Source organism: Secundilactobacillus muriivasis (assembly GCF_054785195.1).
In genome coordinates this window covers 16,678-34,386 of the sequence record NZ_BAABMI010000032.1, presented here as the reverse complement: position 1 = coordinate 34,386, position 17,709 = coordinate 16,678, and the positions used below count along the sequence as shown (strand labels likewise).

Genomic DNA, 17,709 nt, shown 5'->3' with positions numbered 1-17,709 from the left:
ACGACTTTTTTAGCTTTTTCGTTGACAAATACCGTAAACTCACGTATAAATGTTTACATAATCAATAAACAAAAGGAGGCATCACCACCATCGACCTCACTCATCTTACACCAGCAGAACTGACTCAGGGCTATCATCAACAAGCTCAATTGCTCCTCTGTAACCACTGTCGGTTTACCTGTCCTGCCAGTGACGTGACAGCAATGCAACGGCACCTGACCCACCAGCATAACGGTGCGGTCAACGCGTTACTGCAATCGACTTCCAAATACAACACGCTAACGGCCACCCAACGCGACCTCTTAACGGCCTTCGCCAGTGGTGACAAGGATAAACTGATTGCCGAACAACTCGATCTCAGTCCCTCAACGGTGCGCCACCAAAAGTTTACCTTCCGAGAGAAGGCCAAGCGCGCCAAACTCTACTTAGCGCAGTATGAAGCCATCTTTGAGGACTCATCATCAACCAGCATGTTACCGATTCCACCCAGCATCACGCATCCGGACGATCGGTTCAAAATTTCAGAAACCGACTACGCAACGCTGGTTCAAAAATACTTTGATTTCAGTCAGCCTACCCCGGTCTTGACTCAACTACCCAAAGGTGAAAAGAAGTTGATCACGCTGCTGTATCGCATCAGCGAAGAACTCGACTTTGACCGGCACTATTCAACTACTGAAATCAATTCGGTGCTCAAGCCCATCTACTTCGACTACGGGTTACTTGAGCGCTACCTCGTGGACTACGGCTTTATGGCTCGAACACCGGATGGTCGCGATTACTGGCGTATTTTTTAAAGGAGATTTCCATGACGACCCCAACTCGAAAACAACTAATTCAAGATTACAAGCTTCAGCCAACTTATTACGGTGTGATTCAGATTACGAATACCGTTAACCATAAAATCTACATTGATACGGTTCCCAACACCAAGAATCGTTGGGCCTTCTATAAAGTGAACTTAAACAACCACTTCTACGTCAACTCCCCACTCCAAGCAGACTGGGAAGCTTACGGCGAGGACGCCTTTACTTTCGACATCCTCTGGGAAGAAAAAACCGACGCTGTTTTAAACCTGCGCCAAACCCTCAAAAAACTAAAGAAAGATTGGTTTGACCGCCTTCAGCCCTTTGGCGACCGTGGCTACAACAAACCATTGAGACATTAAGCATGACTTTTACCCCTATTGACTTAAACACGTGGCCTCGCCGCGATTACTTTTACTACTTCACCAAAATGATGCCCACCGGCTTCAACGTCACCGTGGACGTTGACGTCACGGCAACCTATGCGGCTTTGAAAGAAACCGACCATAAATTTTTCCCGGCCTACCTCTACTTGGTCACTAAACTGATCAGTCAGCAACCCGAATTCATGGTGGTCCGTCAGGGTGAACAACTTGGCTACCTTGATCACCTGACGCCATCTTATTCCCTGTTCCACGAAGATGACCACACGATTTCTGGCATGTGGACGGCGTACGATCCTGATTTTGAAACTTTCTACCAATCCTATCTCGATGATGTCGCTAAGTATCAAAATCAACACGGGGCCGTTGCGAAACCGGATCAACCAGCAGATGCCTACATGATCAACTTGATGCCTTGGCTGCATTTCAACAGCTACACCCCACTGACCTTTAACGGGTTACCCAACTACCTACCAACCATTGAAGCGGGTCAATTTCAGATCAAAGACGGCCGCCGAACGATGCCAGTTTCCTTTACCATTCATCACGCGGTGGCGGACGGCTACCATGTTAGTCAATTCTTTGAGCATTTTCAGCAAGCGTTGAACGCCCCCGAAAACTGGTTGAACTGACCAAACCTAAAAATTCCCACTACATTCAAAACGAATGCAGTGGGAATTTTTTAATTTACTGACAACTGATCAAATCCGTTATGCCAGCCACGCTTCCAACAACCGCTCATAGTGTTGCATCCGCTGGCCTTCCTCTGGTTCAACAACCTTGCCCGCTAATTTAACCAACTGCCGAGCCTCATTGATCAACACTGGATTCCGCTCGCCTTGACGATAAGCAATGAAATCTTGATACATCGCAAAGTAGATGCCATCCAGCAACGCTGTTTCAGGGACTTCGACTTGTTCGGCGATTTGAACGAATTTTTTAAAATACCGGTAATCATGATTCTCCAACGTTGTTAAAATCACCGTGTTCATCACGGCAACCGCAGTCGTTTTGGACGCTAGCGACGCCGGCGTTCGTTTGGCCGCCTTCGTTACTCGCGGCAACAACGCATCAATCGTTTCACACGGAAGCAGTTTACAAATTGCTTGAAATAATAATAGCTCGTACTGATACCACTCTTCAATGTCAAACAGGTAGGTCGACAGAATCTTTAAATTCTCTGCCGTTTCGGTAATATGGTGTGTACGCTGGTACTCTTGATACAGCTCAACTTTAAGCACGTTATGGTAATCGCCAAGCGTGGGCGTCTTTTCATAAGTTTCTTTAAGTTGCACAACTAATTGATCTAACTGCGTCTGGCTTAGTGACCTTAACGCACCGTGACCGCGCTCAACACAGGGCAGTAGCTGGGGCCACTGTGCTGCCAGTTCAACGGAAAATTCCGCCACGCCCACCTGTAGTCGATCCAGAAACGCGAACAAATTACTCACCGTCGTATCGTGTTCGCCGTTCTCAAAGCGAAAATAACTTGAACGCGATACGATTCCCGTATAGACATCCTTCGCCTTTAGGCCCTTCTTTTCACGAATCTGTTTAACGGTAATTCCGGTATAGCTTAACTTTCGCGTATGATGCTGTTCTGCCGTCACGGACGCCCCCTCCTCTCTACCACCGCTTACTTCAGTCGTTTCAACGGCCCCAGTAGCGTTTTTCAGCCAGTTTACGTGCTTGAACGGCTTCAGCCATCGTGTCAAAGCTCTTCAACAAAACGTAGTGTCCCTGATACATCAACCGTGCGAACCACTTGCCATCGGCCTTGTTATAAGAGACCCCCACGATACCAGATTTATTGCGTTGCGACTTTTTAACTGACGAATACGGAATTCCCTGATCATCGACTAAGGATTCTGCTCGCCCCATTTGACTGACAAATCCCGTATTGGTCACGTAATTTTGCTTTGAAATTTCCCGTCGTAAACAGCCACAACTCTTGGTTTGGCCTGAACGTAATAGTGCGCCGTCCACCACGGTTTGATTCCCACAATCACACTGACAACGCCACAGGAGGTCATGGTTGCCAGGATTATGTCCAGCTTGTGACAGGACAACTAACCGGCCAAACCGTTTTCCTGCCATTTCAATTTTTCGACTCATTGATTCACCCCGTCACCTATTTTTAAAAATCGGTGCATGTTTCGGGTAGTCCGATAACATGCAGCCTACAACTGTCGTTAGGTTGCACTGATGGCCCGCTCAACGGTCATCAGAGTATCGGTCAGATAAAATCCATTCTTTATTCGACTTATACATTCGCTGCTTATCGAAATAGCTGCGCCACGCTCATGACCCAACTAGACCAATAACGGCCACTAGTCTTACCCTTATTATAAAATAACAACAAACTCATTAAAATCGAAAACCCTCGCGCTAACTAATAAACCGACATGCTGTTAAATCATATATACCATAAAATGAGGCATTTGAGAGAAAACGGTGCATATTTGCAACGTTAGAGCGTGAAACGGGGCGTCTAGAAGGTGGTGTGGTAGGCGGTAACCGCTGAACTGCCGTTTTTTGGCAGTTTTGCGGTTATCGCCTACCATGCAACCTTCTGCCCCGTTTCACGCGTTTCGGCACAGTCGCCCACCTCCCACCACCTAAACCAATTTCCACAACGTCCCCAATCAAGCACAACCTAACGTTTCAATCGTGCCGAAACCAACGTCATCGCAATCCACGTCGCCAAAACCTCTTTTGACCAACCAGTGCGCAACCACCAGCCACAACACCGCCTAATGGCTGACCAACACCCTGCATTTTCCAACACCATCATCCATAGCAACACAAAAAAGCCCAGTCAGCACAACCATGCCAACCGAGCTTAATCTAATCATTCTAAATCACGGCTTCAACCCACCGCTTCATCAACCAAACACTAACGGCCGCTTCAATCGCTGCAAACAGGAGCATCCCAATCAAACTACCGATCACCTGTACATAGCCGCTGCTGAGGTTGATACCATCAACCAAGTTGCCGTAAAGACCAAACGCCACACCAGCCACTCTGACAACGGCCCAAATCACGACAATGTACAATCCCAAGCGAACGAACCGCTGACCGGTCACCGGCAACTTAACCGTGATTGCTGTAATCACTAAATGAATCAACGAAACGGAAGTGAAGAACAGGATAACCGCCGCAATCATCATCACGATCACCACCAATACAATGACCCCAACTGGTGGTAGCTTCATGGTACCTGACACATCGATCCGGCCAAAATCATTGATGAAACTCTGCCAGTCCAGTGCAATGCCGATTCCATGGAGTACCGCTTGTAACACCATCGCGTATCCCCACGCTAACATTGTCGTGAACAAATTAGTCGAATAGAGCTTGGTGTCACTCACCGGAATCAATCGCGTCGCACTGCTAATCAGTACAAATTCGTTATCCCGCGTCAAGAAAATCGTCAAAACGACCCAAAAAATGACGCCTAATCCACCAATTGTTGATTCAACATCGGTAGCGGTTAAACTGGTCGCCTTAGTAAAAAATTCGACCAATAGTGTGACTACAAGCGCAATCAGCTCAATCAGGATTGCCCGCGTCACCAGCCGAAGTTTCCGGCCCACCAATGCGCGGTTTAACTGTCCAAAACTAGTCATTGACGGCACCCCCTTCATAAAGTCCTTCATAGTAGGCTTCAATGCCAATGCCAAATTCTTCACGGATACTATCCGCAGAACGATGCACCGCAATGGTTTGATCTTTGATCACCACAATATCGTCTAAAATTGGTGCAATTTCAGAAACGTAGTGGTCACTAATGATCATCAACGCCGCCTCTGGCTTCCACTGAATGATACTATTAATGATTTTCTTACGACTCATACTATCAATGCCGCTAAACGGTTCATCTAATAAGTAGATATCCGTCTGTCGAGCCAACGTCAACGTAATCACGAATTTTTCCTTCGTTCCCTTTGACAGCGCCGATATTTTCTGCAGTGGATCCAACTGTAAAAAGTTCGCCAGCTCTTGGTATTTTTCATAATCAAAATCCGGATAAGCGTGCTGATAAAAGGCCACGATTTCCTGTAACTTCGACTGTTTAGGAAACCAGTTTAACTGGTCACTGAAACTGACAGTTGCCCGCTTAGCCGCTGCGTTCGTCGTTGTCTGATTTGTGATGATCTCGCCCTGATTTGTTTTAGCGAGTCCTGAGATCAACCGCATCAAAGTCGTTTTTCCGGCCCCGTTTTCACCTAATAGGCCAACGATTTTCCCCGCCTCAACGGTCAATGACACGTTCGTCAAAATTGGCTTTTGGTTCCGTTTATATGTGAGTTGCTTAATTTCAAGTGCCGTGGTCATTTTACCGCCCCCTTCGTTTGCATAAATCGTTCAAGATCCGCCAAAATTTCTTCATCGCTAATGTTTAATCGGTGCAATTGGTCGTATAAGGTTGCTAAATGTTGTGTTACAAGTTCTTGTTTTAATTGATTGATTGTTTCGACATCCGTTGTCACGAAATTTCCCTTCCCCCGTTGTGAATAAATGACTGCTTCGCTAATCATTTCACTCAGTGCCCGTTGAACCGTATTCACGTTAACCGTCAATTCAACTGCTAATTGTCGAACTGCCGGTAGCTTCTCGCCAGGTTTTAACGCGCCAGAAATAATGTTGTCGTAAATCACCGTTTTAATCTGATAGTAAATCGGGATCTTATCATTAAATTCCATTTGAACTCGCCTCCTCAATGTGTACTATCTCTCTAGTACACTATAACACTATTACAAAATATTGCCAACTATTGTTTCAAAAACAGCCTAAATTGGCACTTGTAATCAAAACTAATTGTCATCAACTTCATCACTATTCTGTAACGTTTTTGAAATATTACAGACTTGTCACATTTGGCGATTGATTAACTAGGTTAATCAATTATCGGGATATTTTTTAATTTATAAGTACTATATTCGCCGATATCACAGTAATTGCATCATACAATTAGAAGGTAAATAGTCGCCTATTATCGCAATTTAATCGCCTATAATTAATTCACACTAATAACTATTCATGGCATAAACTAGTATTTTTACTGTAACAGTTACGTGTTTGTTATGCCATCTTCACACTTTCTTCACAATTAAGCTTTATATTAATAGCATACCTAATATTTAAACAATAGTTTTTAGATATTAAGTAAGCTTTTTCATTTTACTCCTCCAAAGTAAAATTAATATTTTCGTGAACCCCATCACGAAAATGCCTACTCCTATGTGTAAAACCTGTCCTCCCCCGGACAGGTTTTCTTTTTGTCTTTTTTCCTAAAAACAGCATAAAAAAGCGTCCGCACAATCACCAATCAGTGATCGTGCGGACGCTTTTTTAATGAGATGGTGCCACAAGCAACTCATAGCACCAGATTCATTAATTCCTCCAAGAATTAACGTCGCTGACTCTATATGTGCTGCGCAGAACTGCGCTAACCTACAAACGTACCGAATGACCAATCGATATCCCCATATCGATCTTAGCAACAACAGTGGCCTCCAACCATGGTGGACGATACTATCAGGGGCGTCCAATCCCCAATCAATTTCAGACTCCATATCTGAAACGATATACTCAAAGGTTAGTGACTCCACTCAACTAAACCTTCAAATACGCGATAGCATCTTCAACTCTCATAGTAGGCTTTTTCATTTCGTCATCCCTACCATCTCTGTTTCCCCCGGAAATGGCAGCGATTTCTTAAATAAGAACAAAAAACGACCCTTCATTTGGCAAGCATTACTGCTCCCAAGAACGGGTCGTGTCTTAGCAATTAACTAAAACTGAGCGTTTACATTCAATTACAAGTTTTTATTCTTAGTTATGAAGTGATTTTAGCATAGTTTTTTAACAAACACAATCTTATATTAATAAAAAAGACAAATATTATGGGATGTCGCACTAAACTTGTCATATCAAGGGTTAGTTCCGTTTCTAGTCAATCGATTTACTAAAAAAAGCACCTTTTTTTTACAAAAAATCAATAGATAAATACTAATCAATTTCATAATTTATTCACGTTAATTTAACTCACGCATTCACTTTCAACGCCCACCAGTAGTGCTATTTGTAGCAATTACTGCGGTTTAAACACTACAAATAGGCGAACAAGTTCACCTCATAACCTGCTCTACCCGATTTTTCATTACGAATTTCGGCTCTTAGCTCAACCACGAATCTAACCAAAACCGTTTTTGCGTAATCACCTCAGCCGCGGTTGCAGCAATCGCCTGCCGTGATAGAAACTGTGCGTTAGTTGCGGCTCGTTGTTTAAAGTTAGCAATTCGATCATCTGCGTCAGAAACAACCCACTTCATTGCATCTAACTGTAGCAAAATCACAATGAGATCCAACCCTGACTGAGTTGGTGTCAGCGTTGTCAATTGATCGGTTAGCCAATCCACCGTTTGTTGTCGGCTACTACTCGTTGGTTCATAGATGACGTGTGGTTTCAGATTATTTTGAAAAATAACGCGTTCAACCTTTTTCTCTTCTAATAGCTCAGTGCCCACCGCATCATAAGTACTGTTAGCAACATCCCAGCTTGTAATCAACGATAATGCTGTTTCAAGTGCATTATCCGGTTGTGTCTTTTGGATGTCACGCTTCAAATCACCCAGTGAATCCGGCAAGCCTGTTAATTGTGCGGCATCACGAACGACTAATCGCTGGTTCTCAACGCCAAGTACACCTTGTGTGATTAAATCAAAGACCGCTGCCAACACAAAATACGCCTGATTCTTAAACCGGGTTCTCAACAGTGGCTTTTGTTCAATTCGCTCCGTTAACAATAAAAATCGACTCGCAGTCACTAGCATCGTCATCATCATTCCCCATTTCAAACTAGTTTCTTCTTCAGAATACCACGTTTTTCTTGAAGGTGGGTAACCCTAACCATCCCTATTCAAAGCTATACCATTTTTGTTAACAACTTATATTTTTAATTATATATATCAAATGTAACATGATTTCCATTGTGCCAGTTTTCTATGAAAGTTAACTGAAAAAGTTCTTGTTTTTCGAGTAAAAATCCATGACTAAGTCAATCTCTCATGCGATAATATCCGCATAAGAGAGCGATTGACGTCACTTATTTTTCAGACATTTATCGAAAAGAGGGGAATTATTTATGAAGCGTTTATTAGGGAAAAACGCCACCGTTTTTTGGGGTTCCATTATCTTTACCGGAATCTTTTCTATTTGGGCCGTTGCTAGACCAATTGGGATGACATCGACCCTTTGGCACTGGCTCGGACTATACAACCAAACCTTTAGCTGGTTTACGATGCCAATGCCGATCATTTTACTTTTTATTTGCCTATATTTGGCATTCGGCAAGTTCGGTCACGTTAAGTTAGGTCGGCCCGAAGATAAACCCGAACTCAGTACTTTTGCCTGGATCGGCACGTTATTTACTGCCGGCATTGGGATTGGCATCGTAAATTTCGGGGTAGCCGAACCCCTTGTTCACTACCTCCAGTCACCACAGGGCATTGCCGCAGCTGGGACCTCACCAGCACAAGCAGCCGAAAATGGCTTCAAATATAGTATGTTCATCTGGGGACTCCCCGCTTGGGCCATTTATACGATGGCTGGGCTAGTCATTGGTTATTTCGCCTACTACAAAGGCGCTAAATTTCTGCCAGGGACCCCCATTGAAAACGGCTTTTCTGATAAAAAGTGGGGGCACTCCGTTGCGATGATTACCAGTATCACCGCAGCCGGTGCGGCCTCCCTCACGATTGCCGCCCACATTGCGATTGGTATCTTTCAGATGCAAAACGCCTTTACTGCCATTACTGGCCAAAAATTCGAACAACTTTCTGATTCATTAATTTTACTCGTCATTATGTTTGTAATTTATACCGGCGCTGCCGTTCTACCGATCCAAAAAGGAATGGGTCGCTTGGGCGAAATCAACACCATCGTTGCAATTGGTCTCATGATTTTTGTTTTCCTACTCAGCGACGCCCCAATGATTATGCGTCTTGTCACGGAAAATATTCGTCATGCCTTCTTGGATGTGGTTCCAGTTGCCTTTACCACCTTCCCCTTCCAAGACCAAACTTGGTTTGATTCATGGCCGAACACCATCACCATTTGGTGGGTTTCTTGGACCCCGTTTTTAGGCATCTTCATTGCTAGAATTTCCAAGGGTCGTACCATCCGCCAAATCGTGACGATGTCGATCTTAGTCCCAACATTCTTTTTGATTATCTGGTTTAGTGTCTTTGCTGGTAACGGTTTTTGGGATGCCTTTTTCGGCGATGGCAAGATTTTGAAATTTATCGCCGAAAATCCCGAAAACGTCTACCTGTCATTCATCATGGTTCTGCAACAACTACCAGGCTTCAGTATCACCGGAATTGTATTCTTACTTCTGGTTGTCATCTTCTTGGCAACGGCAACAACGTCATCCATGATTTCAATTAGTATCATGACCAGCAACGGTCCTGAAAACGCGCCTCGTAATCGCACGATTCTCTGGTCGATCATCACCACGATGATTGCGTTTGCGAACATCGTGACCGGCACCCTCGATGGCATCAAAGCTGTTGGTGTCATTATCGGGATTCCGTTCATGTTCTTCATCTTTCTTTCAATTTCAGGTATGTACCGTCAGATGCAGGCTGATTACAAGGCTGGCCTGATCACTCGTCCACGTCGCCAAGATCAATAGGAGGTCACGATTATGCTTGCAATCATTCAACTTGCGACAAAACTGGTTCCAAAACCAGATTTTCCGTGGGATAAAACCCTCACTCACCAGTCATACGGCCAAAACTTAATTGGGTCGTTACTCATTATTGGTTTTATTGCCTTGATTGGCTGGATCGTTAAACTCGCCTTTGAAGAAAAGAGGGACTAATATGACTGGCAAATATACAACTGAACTCATCAACAAGCTCCCTAAACTACCACTTCCAGAACTTACTGATACGCTTTCCCGTCTCACTGAATGGTTGACGCCGCTTTTAGGGACTGCCGAGCAATCCAAGTTGGCACAATTGATCTCAGATTTTGAACAAACCGATGCCCCATATCTACAGGCTAAGCTTGTTCAACGTTGGCAAGAAACTAACGCGAGCTGGCTTGCGCCACTTTGGCGAACAAGTTACCTGACCAGTCGCGCCCCCATTCAGAGTAGTTCTAACTTTGCACTAACGATTGCCCCCACCTCCCTGCCAGAACTTGAACCGATCGTTTTAGCAGCCCGCTTACTTCAGAATTTTGCCAAACAGTACTATCGGTACGCTAGTGAGGAGGCGCCAGTTGAAACGACTCGTTCTGGGATGCCATTAGACATGAGTTACTACCAAAATTTCTTTCGCACGCAACGACTTCCCCAACCTAATCAAGACCGATTAGCACACTACCGACCAACGCTTACTGATGTAGAGGTCACCGTGATCGTTCGTAACACCGTTTACCAGCTTCAAGTGATCGACCCCGATGGTCAAATTGCGTCACTTTCGGCTTTAACGGAAAATCTACGCAACATTTTGGCGCTTCAAAAACGTGATCCATTCTTCATTGGTAGTTACACCGGACTTGATCGCGATACTGCCGCAGAGATTCATGACCAACTTCGTGCTGACCCCTTAAATCGGACAAACTTAAATCGAATCAGCAACAGTATTCTCACGTTAACACTCGCCAATCGCGAAGAATCAGCAAGCCTCAAACGGACGCTTTTAGGGCCTCACAACCAATTCTTTGATAAGACCCTACAACTGGTTCTAGACGGCGAGAATGGGCTCGGAATTGCCTTTGAGCACAGTGATATCGATGGGGTACCCGCACTCAATTTGATTTCCGAAGTCGTTAATGATTTGAGCCACCCCGATCATGACCAAATTGGCATCTCTCAGGTGACTGAACTCAATTGGCACCTCAATCATTTCGAAAAAGAAGCCCTCGTTGAAGCTGAACATCATAACCAAACCATTGCGGATCAACTCGAATTTGCGGCAGCCGCAATCTCGACTTTCGGTAAAACTCAGTTAAAAGCGCTTGGCGTCAGTCCAGACGCATTTTTCCACACCGCATTAGCTCTCGCAGAATACCGCATCACCGGTGGTTGGCGGAGCATCTACGAACCCGTTTCGATGCGCGGGTTCTATCAAGGACGAACTGAAAATGCTCGTGGAATCAACGCTGGCAAAAAACGTTCGTTGAGGCCTTTACTACTGACCAGCGTGATGACACCGTTAAAGCGGCCTTTGATACTGCCGTAGCCGAACACTCAGAGCGAATCAAACTCGCACAACAAGGTTTCGGCGTTGAACGTCACCTCCTTGGCCTACGAGAGATGATGTTAGCGAATGGGGGTGCGAACGCTTTTCCGGCCGCAGCTGCATTTTTTAATAGCGACTTATTAGCACAGCTTCAAACAGATTTTTTCTCAACAACTGGAATTCCTTATGACATCATCGATAATTTTTCATTTGCCCCGACTAGCGAAGATGGTTACGGCATTTACTATGGCATTTTAGCCGATAAGATTCTCCTCACCGTATCGGCTTGGGTAACGAACGCCTTTAACGCTAAAGAACTCGCTGATGTCATTGTTGCTAGTACCCAAGAAGTTTTCGATTGGTTGTCATCAATTAATCCTTAATCATGATAATTCAAAAATGGGACTCAAATTTCAGATTTAGAAATTCGAGTCCCATTTTTGAATTATTGTTTTAGACCTAATAAAATTAGGTTTTATCGCTTATTTCTTCCAAACAACCCGGCTGTCTCTAACCGTTTGCTTGTCGCATCCTAGTTAATCCATCTCACCCCTGAGCTAGATTAGACTAACGATCCGCTTTATTTCAAAAATATCAGCTTATTTGTAGCTTTGAGCCAAACCCTTAACATCAGAAGTGGTAATGGTTTGATCACGAGTTGCATAGTACATGATAGCGTGCTTTGGGGTTGCATGTTCCAAACCTAAAGCGTGACCCAATTCATGTTCAGCAACGTGGGCACGTTCAACTTGTGAGTAGTGGTACTTCGTTGAAACGTCACGGTAAACGTATGACTTAGCACTTGCCAAAACCTTCAAGCCGTTTAATGACTTGTTGCTGTAGTATGACGAGTAAGTTACACCAACGACACCGGCTGCGGCACTCTTAGGTGCGTTGCTAGTAGCCAAGTTAATGTCAGCCTTACCCTTAGTTGGTACCAAGTTAACGACACCGGCTTTGTTCCAGTGACTAACTGCGGCGTTCCAAACAGCTTTGTAGTAAGAAGAACTACCACTGATCTTGTAAGTGATCGTCTTGCTAGTCCAACGTTTTGCAGCTGGTGTTGAAGCAGTTGAACCGCTACCCTTGATAGCGTATGACATACTCTTCAATGATACGGTCTTAGCAGCTTGAACATCGTGCTTAACGGCTTCCGTTGCATCAACATCGGTAGTGATTTGAGCACGAGTGGCACTCTTAGTTTGAACTGGTGATACAAAACTCAAAACTGCAATTAAAGTAACTGCTGCGACTGCGATTAATAAACTTAATGAACGTTTCTTCATGAACTGATAGGTCTCCTTTTGTTAAAACCAGAGTTATTTACTATCAGCTTTTTCGTTCAGCTCCAAAATCAATCGTACATTATAGATGTAATGTACTTCCCATATGAAACAGGTGAAACAAAATAAAGTTGTCCCCGTGTAGTTAGTTATTGACCCCCCAATAAGTAACACAACAACAGTATGCTATCATGGGCTTTCGGCGATTACCATTACAGCAAAGTTACAAAAAATAAGCCAAAATCTTTGTGAAAATCGTACTTGAAACATTTCAACAATTCCCGGGACTATAAGCATTGTTATATCAACGTTTAAGCCAGTTTTGATGATTTCTAAATTGCTTGGTCAAATATGAAGATTCTGTGAAGTTTTCAGTGAACTTTTTTTTTAAAAAATAACAAAAAAACGATCCATTACGACATATAACACTCGTAATGGGTCGTTTTTTTAGTTTATTAATCGCTTTTTAAATTACAAATTTGAGGTTATTACCGCTTTTCAGGTCTGGGTATTGAGGACAATTGGCGGAGACATCGTCAATTGCCACGATCAATGAACCTGAAGAGCCACTCTTTAATCGACGAAAATCGTCGGCCGAATTTGTTACAGTTAATTGGGGGGTCACCATTTAACTACAAGTGTTGGAACAACTTTACAAAAGGTAATTTAGTTATGAAGTTTGCATTCAATTTCTTAAAAAATGGCCCTGAAAGCACAACGACCCGGCCAGGTCTCTCTCCTGTCCGGGTCGTGTCACTAAAATGTTGACTTTAGTGCTGAGCAATTTTATTTAATTAATTAAACACAACTTACGTTCACGACTTATTATACATATCCCTTATTCGATTAGCAAGGACTTTTTTTACTTTTTTTGTTAATCAACGTTTTTTCGGTAAGCGCTTTATTGATTGAATGACTGCAAATAATGACGTAAACCTTGCTATCATTGAGATTTCTTAAAGTCTAGGTTGTTTATTAGTTTATGATAATCGGTCAATTTTTAACAATGCCCCCTTGTAGATTGATGAGCTAGTTTGTCACCCGCTTGACCATGACTAGCTTTTTAGTCATACTAAAATAAAACTGCTAGGAGGCACACTATGCGCAACGTTTATTTTGACCACGACGGTAACGTCGATGACTTAGTTTCCTTACTACTATTACTTCAAATGCCAGATGTGAACTTACTGGGAGTTGGCGTAATCGATGCTGATGGTTACGTGGGACCGGCTTCATCGGCTTCCCGCAAAATTATCGACCGGTTCGGCCACGAGGGGCGCAAGCCAACGGCCGTTGCAAAATCAAATTCTCGGGCCGTTCACCAATTTCCGAAAGAATGGCGTCTAAGTGCCTTTTCATTCGATGACTTTCCAATTTTAAACGAACATGGTGCGCCTAAAACACCGTTGGCAGATCAACCAGCTCACCTCGACATGATTACTAAGATCAAAGCGTCAGCGCAACCCGTTACCCTCGTGATGACCGGTCCTTTAACCGATCTTGCTCGGGCACTTACCGTTGATCCAACCATTATCGATAACATTGACCGCCTCTTTTGGATGGGCGGCGCGATGAATAATCAGGGCAACGTTGCCGAACCCGAACAGGATGGTACGATGGAATGGAACGCCTACTGGGACGCGGAGGCCGTTAAAGCCGTCTGGGATTCACCACTTAATATCACGGTCGTCAGTCTTGATAGTACTGATCAAGTCCCATTGACCCCAGAATTGCGAGCACGCTGGGCAACACAACGGCGCTACCCGGCTATTGATCTCATTGGTCAGGGATACTCGCTAGTTCATTCATTTGAAGCCAACTCGACCTACTACCTCTGGGACGTTTTGACAACCTTAGTCAGTCGCTACCCTGAACTCGTTGATTCAAAACCAATTAAGAGTGATGTGATTGCCGAAGGGCCGGCTGCGGGCCGAACTTTCATCAGTGACACTGGTCGTGACGTGACCTTTGTCACCAACGTTCATGCCGATGCATTTTTTGATCAAATTGACGCATTAGCCAAACTGGCTGACTAATCGCTTCATTATAGACTAATTTAAAACGGCATCCAGAACTCCGAAACGAGAATTCTGGATGCCGTTTTTATTATAATTGCAATTACTCATAATCATCGAATACCGAAATTTGCGGTTCAGCCAGTAGTCGCGTGGGCTTCCCTAAATAATAACCCTGAATAATTTCACACGGGTAGTCGCGGCGCACCTGCTCCAGTTCCGCTTTGCTCTCCACGCCTTCAATGGCAATCGTTTTGTGCTGTTCCTGTGCAAATTGGTACCAAAAATCCAACTGATCGGCAATGTCGTCGATTGCGTTAAAGGGCCGTAAATTTTGAAAGGCAAACTTGTACTCGTTCACATACTCATCGAGCTTAAGGGCTAAGTTCAAGGTGTTCACGCCCGTCCCAACGTCATCAATACATACCAGTAGTCCTAACGCTGAAAACCGCTTTGCTCCTGCTAATAATTGGTCGCTTGTTACTTGCGGATTCGAGCGTTCTGTTAACTCCGTATAAATTTTAACTGAAGTTGTCGCTTGCACCCGTGCAACCATCTCAGCGTATTCGGACTGAATAAACTGAGACTGCTCCAGATTAAACGAGATCAATTGAATCGTTTCAGGAACCTGACTGAGGGTGGTGGTTAACAAGGATTCAATTTCAGTTGCCGTAATGGCATCGAAATCGGTTGGTAGTACCCAGCGATGATCCTGATACTCACGAATAAATAGCTCATACCCAACTGGTTGTTGATTATCCGCTGTAACACCCGAAAACTTTGGTTGTCTAAAAAACGTGAACACTGCGCCCTCACTTCCTCTCTAAATGATGCCGTTTTTTTTCAAAGCACTAGAAATCTCGTTATCACACGATCAATTAGTGGTAGACCATTTCAAGTAACAACCGGTATTCAGCTCGGGATACAAAAGAACCCGGATACCAAAACCAACCATTAACCATAATTATATTCTAACATGTGTCTTCATTCAGGCCAATAAAACTTTAGTTAATTAGGCTTTTCACGTCCATTTGTCACTAATAACAATTTGGCCCAACAACGGTCGATAATCGTTGCCATCACAGCCGTCATCGATGCTATACCAATCACTTACAATCGTGGTAATTCCGGTTGTGCATAGAAATTGCCTTGGACGTAATTAATCGCCAGTTGTTTAGCAAACTGCTCATCATTGACGCTATCGATTCCAGAAAGCATCAGCCGTACGCCGGCCTCTGTGGTTAATTGCTGCCACTCATGGATGAACTGAATCACATCGTTGCGTTTCGGATACTGATCCCGAAGTTTCTGCAAATCAAACTTAACCACATTCACCTCTGGTAAAGCCCGGCGCAACATTGCTCGTCGAGGTGTGGTTAGCACGTCCAACCACGGCATCGATAATAACCAGATATGTTGGGATCGGTAACGTCGCAACTGTGCTTTAAACGCATCCGTCTTTCCAAGTTGTTTTACCTGAATCACCAACCGTTTCGGATACTGCGCGTTCGCAAATTGAATCAGCGCATCCGCCAACCGTGGATCTAAAAATTGCTCATCCGATAAACTTAAAATGACATCGCCTGGCAACTTATCAATCGTCGCTTGTGCCATTTCAAGGAGCACCTCGCTAATCGTTGGAAATACCAGTACCTGCTGCCAATAAACCCACCTGCTGGTCAAAAAGTTGAATCTGAAGTTCGTTGGCCTTGGTCTCACCCGTTGCTAACTCAACAACCGGCTGAGAATAGTAATCGTAAACGTTCATCAACGTCTGGTGATCCACTGTCGCTAATGATTGACCATCGATGGTCACGGTATCTCGTCCCCGACGTTTGGATAGATATAGGCTGTCATCAGACCGTTTAATGGCATCATCAATTGCGCGATCATCCGGTCGTAACTGGGTCATGCCCGCCGAAATCGATAAGCGCAATTGCGATTGCTGAAACTGGAACCGCCGTTCTCGAATCCGTTGCCAGCAGTCTTGAACTAATGCCGTCGCCTCATCTTGGTGGGTCACCGTCATTAATAGACTGAATTCTTCACCACCGGTTCGGTAGACGGTTGCCGGAAACGACTGACTGGCCGCCTGACTTTTCAGAATTGCGGCCACTTCCTGTAGCATTCGGTCACCCGCTAAGTGGCCAAAATCATCGTTGACGGCTTTGAAATAATCAATGTCCACCATTGCGAGCATCGTGAGTTGTGATTGGGTGCTCACCGTATCCGCCGCCACCATTAAGTCTTCTCTAAATTGAGAAAAACTAAACGTTTGCGTCAAATCATCAATCGTTGCACGTTTCTCCAGCCGTTGCTGATCGCGGTGCCGGCGTTCCCAATCTCGCCAGAAAAAGAAAATACTCGTCATCATTGCCAACAATGTTAACAACGACCGCAATAATGCCTCGGCACGAACGTTACTCTGTGGTAACCAGAAAATCGCCCAAGCGCCCAAAATTAACAGTAAGTGCAATGAGTAATGGCGGCGCATCACGGGCTGAAAGACCCGGACTAACCCGAGTCCAACCACTAGCGCAGCAATATTCAACCAGATACTCAGCGCCGTTTCGTGGCCAATAATGAGCTGTTGTCCAAAGAAGCCCAATAACATTAAGACTCTTAGCAAATAATCGCTAATTTTCAGGTGATCATCTAGCAACGCTGCCACTAAAATGACAAACGCCACGTTATCAAAAAAACGTGGACTAGTTGCATGACTGACTTTGGCAATCATCATGAGCACGACAACCACCAGATTCATCAGCGGCAAAACTAGCCGAATCGCGGTCTGAGATAGCCGTGCCGTCCATTTTGCTTGATAGCGGCCACTAACTAGCTGCCAGCCATAGCCAGCGTAAACAATGTAGCCGGTAATCATCCCGACCGATAGCAGCAGGTGGACGATCCATAATTCCCAGTGCGCCATTTCAATCACCTTTCCGTTACAAAGTAGATACTC

General features: G+C 44.4%; 17 protein-coding genes and 1 pseudogene. 8 read left to right on the top strand and 10 right to left on the bottom strand.

What is annotated here, in order from left to right; genetic code table 11:
• The first annotated feature begins 203 nt into the window (after positions 1-203).
• The 3 genes from ACYVR3_RS08465 to ACYVR3_RS08455 are packed head-to-tail and all read left to right on the top strand — an operon-like array spanning position 204 to position 1,821.
• The gene (locus ACYVR3_RS08465; RefSeq protein ID WP_461243895.1) at positions 204-797 is read left to right on the top strand and encodes a DUF2087 domain-containing protein; all 594 of its coding nucleotides are present in this window, start codon (positions 204-206) and stop codon (positions 795-797) included.
• An 11-nt stretch (positions 798-808) separates the two neighbouring features.
• Positions 809-1,168, top strand: coding sequence for a GIY-YIG nuclease family protein (locus ACYVR3_RS08460; protein ID WP_461243894.1), 360 nt, complete (start codon positions 809-811; stop codon positions 1,166-1,168).
• Positions 1,169-1,170: 2 nt separating this feature from the next.
• Positions 1,171-1,821 (top strand): CatA-like O-acetyltransferase, encoded by a 651-nt coding sequence (locus ACYVR3_RS08455; protein ID WP_461243893.1) that lies wholly within the window; start codon positions 1,171-1,173, stop codon positions 1,819-1,821.
• Positions 1,822-1,899: 78 nt separating this feature from the next.
• On the opposite strand, the gene ACYVR3_RS08450 is transcribed toward ACYVR3_RS08455, so the two are convergent.
• The 6 genes from ACYVR3_RS08450 to ACYVR3_RS08425 form a co-directional block, all read right to left on the bottom strand.
• On the bottom strand, positions 1,900-2,799 hold the full coding sequence (locus ACYVR3_RS08450; RefSeq protein ID WP_461243892.1) for an Rgg family transcriptional regulator: 900 nt from the start codon (positions 2,797-2,799) through the stop codon (positions 1,900-1,902).
• A gap of 40 nt (positions 2,800-2,839) precedes the next feature.
• A complete protein-coding gene (locus ACYVR3_RS08445) occupies positions 2,840-3,304 on the bottom strand; it encodes an AP2 domain-containing protein (RefSeq protein WP_461243891.1) in 465 nt (154 codons plus the stop codon).
• 741 nt (positions 3,305-4,045) lie between these two features.
• Positions 4,046-4,819, bottom strand: a complete 774-nt coding sequence (locus tag ACYVR3_RS08440) for a hypothetical protein (protein ID WP_461243890.1) — start codon at positions 4,817-4,819, stop codon at positions 4,046-4,048.
• Positions 4,812-5,528, bottom strand: coding sequence for an ATP-binding cassette domain-containing protein (locus ACYVR3_RS08435; protein ID WP_461243889.1), 717 nt, complete (start codon positions 5,526-5,528; stop codon positions 4,812-4,814). Before ACYVR3_RS08435 ends, ACYVR3_RS08440 begins: the two co-directional genes overlap by 8 nt.
• Complete coding sequence (locus ACYVR3_RS08430; protein ID WP_461243888.1) at positions 5,525-5,896, bottom strand: GntR family transcriptional regulator; 372 nt, start codon at positions 5,894-5,896, stop codon at positions 5,525-5,527. The genes ACYVR3_RS08435 and ACYVR3_RS08430 overlap by 4 nt, the downstream gene beginning before the upstream one ends.
• Positions 5,897-7,372: 1,476 nt before the next feature.
• Entirely contained in the window at positions 7,373-8,053 is a 681-nt protein-coding gene (locus ACYVR3_RS08425; RefSeq protein ID WP_461243887.1) for a hypothetical protein, read from the bottom strand.
• A 287-nt stretch (positions 8,054-8,340) separates the two neighbouring features.
• Between ACYVR3_RS08425 and ACYVR3_RS08420 the strand changes: the two genes are divergently transcribed.
• The 4 genes and pseudogenes from ACYVR3_RS08420 to ACYVR3_RS08405 all read left to right on the top strand — a co-directional run.
• Complete coding sequence (locus ACYVR3_RS08420; RefSeq protein ID WP_057151981.1) at positions 8,341-9,891, top strand: BCCT family transporter; 1,551 nt, start codon at positions 8,341-8,343, stop codon at positions 9,889-9,891.
• Between the two features lie 12 nt (positions 9,892-9,903).
• The gene (locus tag ACYVR3_RS08415; protein WP_156301642.1) at positions 9,904-10,080 is read left to right on the top strand and encodes a hypothetical protein; all 177 of its coding nucleotides are present in this window, start codon (positions 9,904-9,906) and stop codon (positions 10,078-10,080) included.
• 1 nt (position 10,081) lies between these two features.
• A complete protein-coding gene (locus tag ACYVR3_RS08410; RefSeq protein ID WP_461243886.1) occupies positions 10,082-11,449 on the top strand; it encodes a choline/carnitine O-acyltransferase in 1,368 nt (455 codons plus the stop codon).
• Positions 11,437-11,832, top strand: a pseudogene (locus ACYVR3_RS08405) (choline/carnitine O-acyltransferase); the annotation flags it as partial. The gene ACYVR3_RS08410 and the pseudogene ACYVR3_RS08405, both read left to right, overlap by 13 nt.
• A 216-nt stretch (positions 11,833-12,048) precedes the next feature.
• On the opposite strand, the gene ACYVR3_RS08400 reads toward ACYVR3_RS08405, so the two are convergent.
• Positions 12,049-12,735, bottom strand: coding sequence for a matrixin family metalloprotease (locus tag ACYVR3_RS08400; protein ID WP_461243885.1), 687 nt, complete (start codon positions 12,733-12,735; stop codon positions 12,049-12,051).
• A gap of 1,097 nt (positions 12,736-13,832) precedes the next feature.
• Here ACYVR3_RS08400 and ACYVR3_RS08395 point away from each other — a divergent pair.
• Positions 13,833-14,768: a nucleoside hydrolase gene (locus tag ACYVR3_RS08395; RefSeq protein ID WP_461243884.1), complete on the top strand. Its 936-nt coding sequence runs from the start codon at positions 13,833-13,835 to the stop codon at positions 14,766-14,768.
• An 82-nt stretch (positions 14,769-14,850) separates the two neighbouring features.
• Here the strand turns inward: ACYVR3_RS08395 and ACYVR3_RS08390 are convergent, their stop codons facing one another.
• The 3 genes from ACYVR3_RS08390 to ACYVR3_RS08380 all read right to left on the bottom strand — a co-directional run bounded on the left by ACYVR3_RS08390 (position 14,851) and on the right by ACYVR3_RS08380 (position 17,676).
• Positions 14,851-15,552, bottom strand: a complete 702-nt coding sequence (locus tag ACYVR3_RS08390; protein ID WP_054733218.1) for an EAL domain-containing protein — start codon at positions 15,550-15,552, stop codon at positions 14,851-14,853.
• Positions 15,553-15,857: 305 nt separating this feature from the next.
• Positions 15,858-16,373 carry an EAL domain-containing protein gene (locus tag ACYVR3_RS08385; protein ID WP_461243883.1) on the bottom strand — a complete coding sequence of 172 codons (516 nt, stop codon included), beginning with the start codon at positions 16,371-16,373 and terminating at the stop codon, positions 15,858-15,860.
• Between the two features lie 4 nt (positions 16,374-16,377).
• The gene (locus ACYVR3_RS08380) at positions 16,378-17,676 is read right to left on the bottom strand and encodes a GGDEF domain-containing protein (RefSeq protein WP_461243882.1); all 1,299 of its coding nucleotides are present in this window, start codon (positions 17,674-17,676) and stop codon (positions 16,378-16,380) included.
• Positions 17,677-17,709 lie beyond the last annotated feature (33 nt).